Below are 8,712 nucleotides of genomic sequence, written 5' to 3'. Positions count from 1 at the left end.
CCAGCGGCTGCGCAATGCCCCGAGTAGTTCGGCCCTGAAGCGCAGGGCAAGCAGTATGCCGGCGGCGCCCATCGCCGCCAGCCAGAGCAGGATCGTCCCCTGGGTGTAGTGCACCAGCTTCAGGCTGACGATGAGCCACACCGGGTATGCCAGCATCACGACGCCCAGCGGTTTCGAGAGCAGATAGCCCCGGTCCGGTAGGCGCCGGAACAACAGCATGGCCGCGGGCAAGACCGCCAGGGCGGCTGCCTCCAGCGTGAGGAACCAGAGCAGCGCCGGATACTCGATGGCAAGACCACTCGTGGAGAAGACGTCGTCCCAGGCGCCGTTCTCCTGCTGCGTCCTGGCGTCGTCCGGCGTCAGCCGCAGGGCATTGGTGCCGGACTTGCCGGGGATGACGTTCACGGCGCCCGCGGCCTTGTTCGGGTTCAGCAGGCCGATGGCCTTCTCGTGCGAGTACGCCGGCGTCTTCTTCCAGATGGTGACCTTCGGGTGGTCGTAGACGTGGAACGCCTCCTCCGCCCACTGGTCCGGGATCTCGATGCCGAAGAGGCGTGGGTAGTTCGTGAACTCGGCGACCTTTTCGAAGCCAAGCGTGCCGTCGAACAGGTACTTGTAGTACAGGGTGGTGCTGGGGTAACGCGCCGGGATGCGCGTGACGGAGTCGTAGATCCGGTTGCTGCTCTCGATCACGTAGTCGATCCGGTCGAGCCCGGCGACAAGCTCCTCGACTTTCTGAGGCGAGTCGGGCACGTAGGGCTTCAGGGTCACGGACTTGTACACGTTGGATGGCGGGAGCCCTGGCAGGTTCAGCGGCAGCCCGTCGTCCCACTCCTGATAGCTGAGCGTGGAGCCGGGCGGAATGTTCGCGTGGATCCAGCGGCTGGCCTGGGCGCGGCTGATCTCCTGCCGGTAGATGCCGGTAAACGCCAGCGCCCAGAGGAAGGTGCCCAGAAACACAAGCGCGACCGCTCCCTGGAGGACGGCCGGGAGGTAGGGACTGAGCCGCCGCCACGGCGGGCTCGCGTGCCCCTGAAGCCAGCGCCGGGCGTCGCCAGATGCTGCCCAGTCCCACAGGGAGACGAGCCCGAAGGCGGCCAGGACCACCATGCTCGGGTAGATTGGGATGAAGTAGCGCATCGTGGGGTTGAAGCCGCGCGCGATGAAGAGAAAGAAGAAGACGACCCAGACGATGAGCAGCATCGTTGCCGGATCGCGCCGCCTCAGGCACCGGATCGACCCGTAGACGAGCGAGCCGGCCACAGCGACCGAGAGCGCCGGGCCCAGGCCGAAAAAGAAGATGTTGCGCAGCGGGAAGAGCAGGAAGGGTCTGTCGATCCACTGTATGTTTGGCGGGAAGTCCGCGCCGCTCTGCTGGTTGCGCAGCCCGGCGATGTCATTGACGAACTTCTCCGAGAAGTTGAAGTAGTTCGTCGGGTTGATGATTTCCAGGTGCAGCCAGCCGCTCAGGCTGAGGACGTCGCGCTTCAGGTCCAGGGAGACCTTGAAGACATCGAGGAAGCCCGGCCCCTCGAACGCGTAGGGCTGGAACAGGCGGAAGATCAGGCCCGTGAACACCAGCAGGAGAAGGCCATAGCCCGCTGGCTGGACGAGGCCGGCCCAGTGGACCTTTCTCGGGGTCTGGCCAGGCCGCCATGGCACGCTATAGCCGCTGATCGACTCATATAGCGCTTCGATCTGCGGCCACATTCGGACCAGGACGGCCAGCGCGGGTACCACGAGGACCGGCAGGGCGCTGAGCTTGCAGGCCAGGGCGAAGCCGTAAGCCACACCCGCCCACACATAGTTCCAGCCCGAGCCGTACTTCACGATCCGGACGGAGAAGTACACGACCGCCGCGACGAAAAAGGCCAGGAACGTCTCGGACCCGAAGAAGTGGGAGTACTGGATGTGCAGGACCGCGAGGGAGAGAAGGGCCGCCGCAACGAGGCCGGCACGCTTGCTGTAGAGAACGCGTCCGATTTCGAAGACGAGGGCAATCGTGAAGACGTCGAAGATCGCCGACAGGACCCGTCCGACAAGGTGGCTGTCATAGCCGCCGTCGAATCGGAAGGCGCCGTTCGGATGCCGGAACTGCACGCCAAAGCGCTCCAAGAGGCCGCGGAACTGGTCCGCCGTCCAGTTCGTCTTGCCTCCTTCATCGCGGTCCAGCCACTCGGCGACCACCTTGTTCAGGAACAGCGGGAATGTGCCGTAGACGAAGGTGCTGCGGTTTTTGTAGGGATTCAGGGGCGAGTTCGCCGAGTCGAAGTACTGACCGAGGCTGTCCGGAAGACTGATGTCCGACTCCACCATGGAGAGGAAACGCTCGTCCGGATGCAGGTGCTGACCCTGATCCCAGTTGACGTGGGACACCCGAAGTAGCAGGCCGACGACAAGGATGCAGGCGAGCAGCAAGCCGGTGATTGCCTTGTCGGCGCTCAGGACGCCGGCCGCGACGATGGCGCGCCGGCCGGCAGCGGCAGGAAGAGCAGGCTCGACAGCGCCGGCCTGGTCACGGGGTCTAAGTCGTGCGTCGGCCATGGGGTTAGGTTAAGGCTTAACGCATCGGAAGAATATGTAAGCCCCGCTGTCCTTCCGGTCGCCGGGCCAAGCGAATGGCGCCAAGACGCGCGCATAAGGCAGGACGCGGTGCTTGCCGGGGATGAGCACCCAGCGTTTGAGCAACGCGTGAGTCACGATGGAAGGAGCTGAGACGTAATGGCTGAGGTCCAGGAGCATGGTGTCTCTAGCCGAGAAGTAGTACCGCCACTCGGCAACTTCGAAGCCGGCGTCTTCGAGCCATTTGCGCCAGACTTCCGGCGGCTGGATATGGACGTGACGGCTGACACGGTTGAGGAACGCCCCGTAGAGTCGGGCGGGGCCGTCGAGCCTGAGACTAGAAAGCAAGCTCGACCCGAGGAGGTACTTCGGGAAGTACTCGCTCGGCACCGTTATCACGCAGGTGGCTCCGGGTCTCGCTACCCTGTACATCTCGCGGATGATCGCCCAGGGGTCCTGGGTGTGCTCCAGTGTCGAGTTGCTGAGGATGCTGCCGAAGGCGCCGTCCTGGAAGGGCATCGGATTGCCGGCAGCCTGCACCAGGTCCTTGTAGACGCGGAGCCGCCGGGAGTACAGCATCTGGCTGCGCCACGGGTCCAGCCCCACGTCCACCGGCTCCGCGAACAGCGCATCGGCAAAGCTGCCGTCGCCGCTCCCAACGTCCAGCATGGGCCGGGCAAACTCAACCTGCGAAAGCAGCATGCACTCCGCGCCGCGTATCAGCAGGCGGGGCAATGTAGCGTCGGCGAGCATGCGCTGGATGTAGCCAGCTGGCGTCGGATATCGCCGGGTAGGTACCTTACTGGCCGTGGCCGGCGGCACGGATGGCCCTTCCGCCTGGTCGCGCAGGCCAGGGCTGGCTTCAGGGCTCAAACCCCGCTCTCCACTCGTCGGGGAGCCGGCGAGACCCCCTTCCTGGCCAATTCGCGTTCAAACAGGCGCTCGTAGGCCTCCACCGTCTGATCGAGCCCAAACATTGCCTCGATCTCGGCGCGAGGCCGGACGTAGCGCGCCTTGTCCTCGAGAATGCGGGCCAGAGACTGCGCGAGTGCCGACGAGTCCCCAACGGGGATGACCTCGCCCATGCCTGTCATCCTAATGGGCTGCCGCACGCCCGGCAGGCTGCTGGCAATCACCGGCGTGCCGCAGAGCATCGCCTCGACCTGCACTAGGCCGAAAGACTCCGTCATGTTGATGCTGGGCACAAGGAGGCAGTCCAGTGAGGCGTAGAAGGCTGGCATCTCCTCCGGCCGTAGCGTCCCAAGAAACTCCCAGCGCTCGCCCATAGCCTCGATGCGCGGGAAGAGCCGGGCGCGGTACTGCTCCTCCCCGACTATGTCCTGGTAGGGGCCGGCGAAGAGGACCTTGAGGTCCGGGAAGCGCTTCTCGAGCTCGGGCATGGCGTCGACGAGCACCTCGATGCCCTTCTCGGTTGCGAAGCGGGCTGCGAAGCCCACCACGGGCCTGCCCTCGAGGGCATGGCTGCGCCGGAAGCGGCTTACTTCTTCCTCGGCCGGCGCCGGCATCACCACCGGCGGCAGGATGACCTCGATCTTGCGCTTGAAACGCCGAAGAAGGCGCGAGTGGTCCGCGTAATCCTGCGTGTAGGCAACGATGCGGTCCGCCCAGATGGCGGCGAGGTAGTTCGCCCCAAAAGTCACCTGGTCTATGAGTCGGTTCAACAGCCCCGCGGGCAACTGGAGGTCGCAGTGGTAGGTGAGGACTGCTGGCTTTTTGAACAGACGTCCCCGCAGGGAAAGGCCCCAGGCGTCGAACTGGGGGAGGTGAATGCTGAGGACGTCGTGCTCCCTGGCCAGGCGGGTGGCGTAAAGTCCGAACTTAGGCATAATGACGCCCTTGCTGACGCGAAACGCCACTGGCACCCGCACCACCCGCACGCCATCCATGACCTCTTGTTCCGGCAGGCTCGCGTCGTACCGTGAGGTGAGCACGGTGACCTCGTGCCCGCGCGCGACAAGGCCTCGGGCAAGCCGCTCCACGTAGATCGTCAGACCGCTGACGTGGGGCCGGTAATAGGTTAGGGCGGCGAGGACCTTCAGTTCACTCCTCCGTGAACAGGCTCTGGTTGGCCTGGACCCACTCGGCGAGACGATGCACGCCCTCCTCGACCCCGACCTTCGGCCGCCAGCCGAAATCGCGCTCTGCCCTGGAGGTGTCACAGAAGAAGACCTTTTGGTCGCCCGGACGCCAGTCGGCGAACGCCGGCTCCGGCACGCGGCGCCCAAGGGCGCGCTCCAGGAGGGGCCGGAATTCCGTCCACACCGACATCGTGTTCGCGGCCCCGCCGCCGATGTTGTAGATGCGGCCAGCCGTCTGCTCTATGTGCTCGCCGGCCAGGCGGTAGGCCTCTACCAGGTCGTCGATATAGAGCAGGTCGCGCACCTGCTTCCCGTCCCCGTAGATCGTCAGCCGCTTACCCAGCACCGCGGCGATGACGAACCAGGCGACCCAACCCTGGTCCTCGACGCCCATCTGGCGCGGGCCGTAGATGCAGCTCTGCCGGAACACCACCGTCCGCAGGCCGTAGATGCGGTGGTAATCGCGCACGTACTGGTCGGCCGCCCCTTTCGAGCAGCCGTAAGGCGAGTGGAAGTCGAGCGGCTCATTCTCGCTGGCCCCGCGTGGCAGGTCCTTATACGTATAGCGAGTGGCTTCCTCCACGACCTCCAGGTGCTCCATGCCCCCGTAGACCTTGTTCGTCGAGGCGTAGATGAATATCGGGTTGTCGCCCTCGTGACGCGCGGCCTCCAGGACGTTGAAGGTGCCAGCAGCGTTTATCTCGAAGTCCGAGCGCGGGTCAGTCACCGAGGTCGTCACCGCGGTCTGGGCGGCGAGATGGTAAACCGCCTGCATACCCTGCATCGCTCGGCCGATTGCCCCAGCGTCGCAGATGTCGCCCTGCACGAAGCGGAAATCCTCGGGGTGGCTGTCCTTGAGCCACGCCAGGTTCTGTGCCGCGCCGCGGCGCGAGAGGTTGTCGAAGATGGTGACGGCGGCACCGTCTGCGATCAGGCGGTCGGCGAGGTTGGCGCCGATGAAGCCGGCGCCGCCGGTGATGAGCACTCTGCGCCGGTTGTCGAGAGTCAAGGGCGGCGGGACCTCGGATAACTTGTCGACTGCGGCCGTCTCAAGCTTTACCGTCCTGCTCCGGGGGCGGTCACAGTCGCCCGGAAATACTCGATCGTCGCCGCGAGACCTTCCTCCAGCCCCACCCGCGGCTCCCAGCCGTAGCGCGACCGCATCTTGCCGATGTCCGGCCGCCGCCGTTCCGGGTCGTCGGCCCCCCGGGGCAGGTGCTGGATGGACTCCGCGCTCAGTCCCGTGAGCCGCGCGACCCGCGACGCCAGCTCGCGCATTGACACCTCCTGCGGGTTCCCGGCGTTGAACACCTCCCCGTCCGCCGCCGGATCGAACGCGACCCGCAGCAGGGCGTCGACGAGGTCGCTGACGTAACAGAAGGACCGGGTCTGGTTGCCCTCGCCGTGCAGCGGCAGCGGCCGCCGCTCCAGGGCGGCCGAGATGAAGGCCGGCACCACCCGCCCGTCATCGATGTTCATGCGCGGGCCGTAGGTGTTGAAGATGCGCACGATCGACGCGTTCACCCCTAGCTTGCGCCGGTACTCGAACGTGAGCGCCTCGCCAAAGCGCTTCGACTCGTCGTAACAGGCCCGCGGGCCGATGGGGTTGACGTTGCCCCAGTACGTCTCGCGCTGAGGGTGCTCGAGCGGGTCGCCGTAGACCTCCGAGGTCGACGCGAAGACAAAGCGGGCCCCGCTGAACCGGGAGATGTCCAGAAGGCGGTGCGTGCCGGCGGAGTTCGCCAGCATGGTCTCGATGGGGTACTCCTTGTAGTGCACCGGGCTCGCCGGCGAGGCAAGATGCAGCACGAGGTCGGCGCGCACGGCGGGCGCCGCCGCCACGTCCGCCTCGATGAGCTCGAAGTCGCGCGCGTCCGCGAGGTGCTCGATGTTCCGCCGGCGGCCTGTAACGAAGTTGTCGAGGCAGACGACCTCATGGCCCCCGGCCAGCAGGGCATCGCAGACGTGGCTGCCGATGAAGCCCGCGCCCCCGGCGACCAGGACTCTCATCGCGGGCGCTCCAGGTCGGCGCGGGCCGCTTCCCGCGAAGGGCGCCCGTTCGCGGCCTTGAACGCCGTCGCCGCGCGTCCGACGCCACAATACTCGAACCCGGCTGCCTCCACCGTCGCGCGCGTCAGCATGTTGCGGCCATCGTAGAGCAGGCGGCCGCGCATGACGCGGCGAAGCTTCGAGAGGTCGATGGCGGCGAACTCCGGCCAGTCCGTCAGGATGGCGACGCAGTCGGCGCCACGGGCCGCATCGAGCGCGCTGCGGCAGACCTCGTCCGCCAGCGGCAGGCCGCGGTCCTCCCTCAGGGAGGGGTCGTAGACGCGCACGTGCGCCCCCTCGTTCCGGAGCAGGCCGATGATGTCGAGGGCGGGGGACTCGCGCAGGTCCTCACTGCCGGCCTTGAAGGTGACGCCCCAGGCGGCGATCGTGAGGCCTTCCAGGGGGCCAAGGATCGCCCGGATGGCGTTCACGACGTGCTTGCGCTGGCTGATATTGACGTCCTGGACGGACGAGAGCAGGCGCATTGTCAGCCCCACGGACTCTCCCGTGTGATAGAGGGCGGCGACGTCCTTCGGCAGACAGCTGCCGCCGTAGCCGACGCCCGGGCGGAAGTACTGCCCTCCAATCCGCGGGTCCAGCGCCACCGCATGGGTGACGACATCGACGTCCACTCCGAGGCGCTCGCAGAGCCGGGCGATCTCGTTGACGAAGGACACCTTGGTCGCAAGGAAGGCGTTGGAGACGTACTTGATCATCTCCGCCGTGCGGATGTCGGTCAGCACACGGGGCGCATCGATGGGGTCATACAGGGCCGCCACGCGCGCCGCGTCTTCCGGCAGGTCCGCCCCGACGACGATGCGCTCAGGGTTGAAGAAGTCGTGCACGCCGCTGCCTTCGCGCGTGAACTCCGGGTTCGCCGCGATGACCGGCCGGGCGTCCGCCTTCGCGAAGCTGCGGGCCAGGATGGCGTCGATCGTCTCCTCGGTGCCGATGGGCGACGTGCTCCGGTTGACGATCACCGGCCGCGCCTGCGACCGCGACACTACCTCCGCGATCTGCGCCACCGCCCTGCGCACGTAGCGCAGGTCCGCGGCGCCGGTGATGGTTGCGGGCGTGTTTACGCACAGGAAAACGAACTCCGCGCCGTCCAGGCCCTCATCGTAGGAGGTTGTGAACCGAAGCCGGCCGGCATCGATGTTGCGCTCGAAGAGCTCCTGCAGGCCGGGCTCGAGGAAGGGGATGGCCAGGTTGTTCAGCCCGCGCACGAGGTCCTCATCGATGTCGATGCCAGCGACCGTGTGCCCGAGCTCGGCGAAGCCCGCCGCGGTGACCGTCCCAACGTGGCCGCAGCCAACGACCGCGAGCCTGCTGCTTTCCGGCATGTCTCCTCCCGGCGTCTCTTCGCGCCGCGTCCGTCCGGCCTACTGTTGATTATCGGCTCGGTCACGTCCGAGAAAACGCAAGCGCGCCGATAATAAGGATAGGATATCCGGGCGGGCCCCCGCGCCCTGGCGCGGGCGCCAGCCTTACTTCGTGCCCACGGGCGCCGGCATCGGAGCCAGCCACGTTCAACCGCCTCCACCTCTTCATCGGCCTCCTGATCAGCGCAATAGCGCTGTACCTGGCGCTGCGTGGCGTCCACTGGGGCGAGGTCGGCGATGCTATCGGCAACGCGGACGTCGGCCTTCTGGCCGCCGCCTGGTGCGTGCTGGTCGCGACGCTCGTCGTGCGGGCCGTGCGCTGGCGGGTGCTCCTTTTCTCCGTGCCGCGGCTGAAGGTGTGGCACCTCTTCGGGTCGCTGAACGCCGGCTATCTGATGAACAACGTGCTGCCCTTCCAGGTCGGCGAGCTGGGCCGCGTCTACCTCCTGAGCGAGCTGGCTTCGATCTCGACGACGCGCTCGCTCTCGACCGTCGTGGTCGAGCGCCTGGTGGACATCATGGTGCTGCTCCTGCTCCTGTTGCTGCTGGCCCCCTTCGTCCCCGTGCCGGCGGGCGCGCGCGCGCCGGCGATGCTCCTGGGCCTGGCCGCCGTGGCCGCC

General features: G+C 66.8%; 7 protein-coding genes. 1 reads left to right on the top strand and 6 read right to left on the bottom strand.

The window, feature by feature from the left end; all coding sequences use genetic code 11:
- The 6 genes from VNN10_05625 to VNN10_05600 all read right to left on the bottom strand — a co-directional run.
- Nucleotides 1–2,544: glycosyltransferase family 39 protein (locus VNN10_05625; GenBank protein ID HXH21488.1), on the bottom strand; the 2,544-nt coding region annotated here is incomplete at its 3' end.
- Between the two features lie 9 nt (nucleotides 2,545–2,553).
- Nucleotides 2,554–3,435 carry a class I SAM-dependent methyltransferase gene (locus tag VNN10_05620; protein ID HXH21487.1) on the bottom strand — a complete coding sequence of 294 codons (882 nt, stop codon included), beginning with the start codon at nucleotides 3,433–3,435 and terminating at the stop codon, nucleotides 2,554–2,556.
- Nucleotides 3,432–4,574, bottom strand: a complete 1,143-nt coding sequence (locus tag VNN10_05615) for a glycosyltransferase family 4 protein (GenBank protein HXH21486.1) — start codon at nucleotides 4,572–4,574, stop codon at nucleotides 3,432–3,434. Before VNN10_05615 ends, VNN10_05620 begins: the two co-directional genes overlap by 4 nt.
- A 49-nt stretch (nucleotides 4,575–4,623) precedes the next feature.
- Nucleotides 4,624–5,670: an SDR family NAD(P)-dependent oxidoreductase gene (locus tag VNN10_05610; GenBank protein HXH21485.1), complete on the bottom strand. Its 1,047-nt coding sequence runs from the start codon at nucleotides 5,668–5,670 to the stop codon at nucleotides 4,624–4,626.
- Nucleotides 5,671–5,717: 47 nt separating this feature from the next.
- Complete coding sequence (locus VNN10_05605) at nucleotides 5,718–6,671, bottom strand: UDP-glucuronic acid decarboxylase family protein (protein HXH21484.1); 954 nt, start codon at nucleotides 6,669–6,671, stop codon at nucleotides 5,718–5,720.
- On the bottom strand, nucleotides 6,668–8,053 hold the full coding sequence (locus tag VNN10_05600; protein ID HXH21483.1) for a UDP-glucose/GDP-mannose dehydrogenase family protein: 1,386 nt from the start codon (nucleotides 8,051–8,053) through the stop codon (nucleotides 6,668–6,670). Before VNN10_05600 ends, VNN10_05605 begins: the two co-directional genes overlap by 4 nt.
- 89 nt (nucleotides 8,054–8,142) lie before the next feature.
- On the opposite strand from VNN10_05600, the gene VNN10_05595 reads away from it, so the two are divergent.
- Nucleotides 8,143–8,712: lysylphosphatidylglycerol synthase transmembrane domain-containing protein (locus tag VNN10_05595; GenBank protein HXH21482.1), on the top strand; the 570-nt coding region annotated here is incomplete at its 3' end.

Source organism: Dehalococcoidia bacterium, assembly GCA_035574915.1.
Lineage (GTDB): Bacteria > Chloroflexota > Dehalococcoidia > DSTF01 > WHTK01 > DATLYJ01.
The sequence above is the reverse complement of the archived record's forward strand: the minus strand, read 5'-3'. Positions and strand labels throughout refer to the sequence as shown.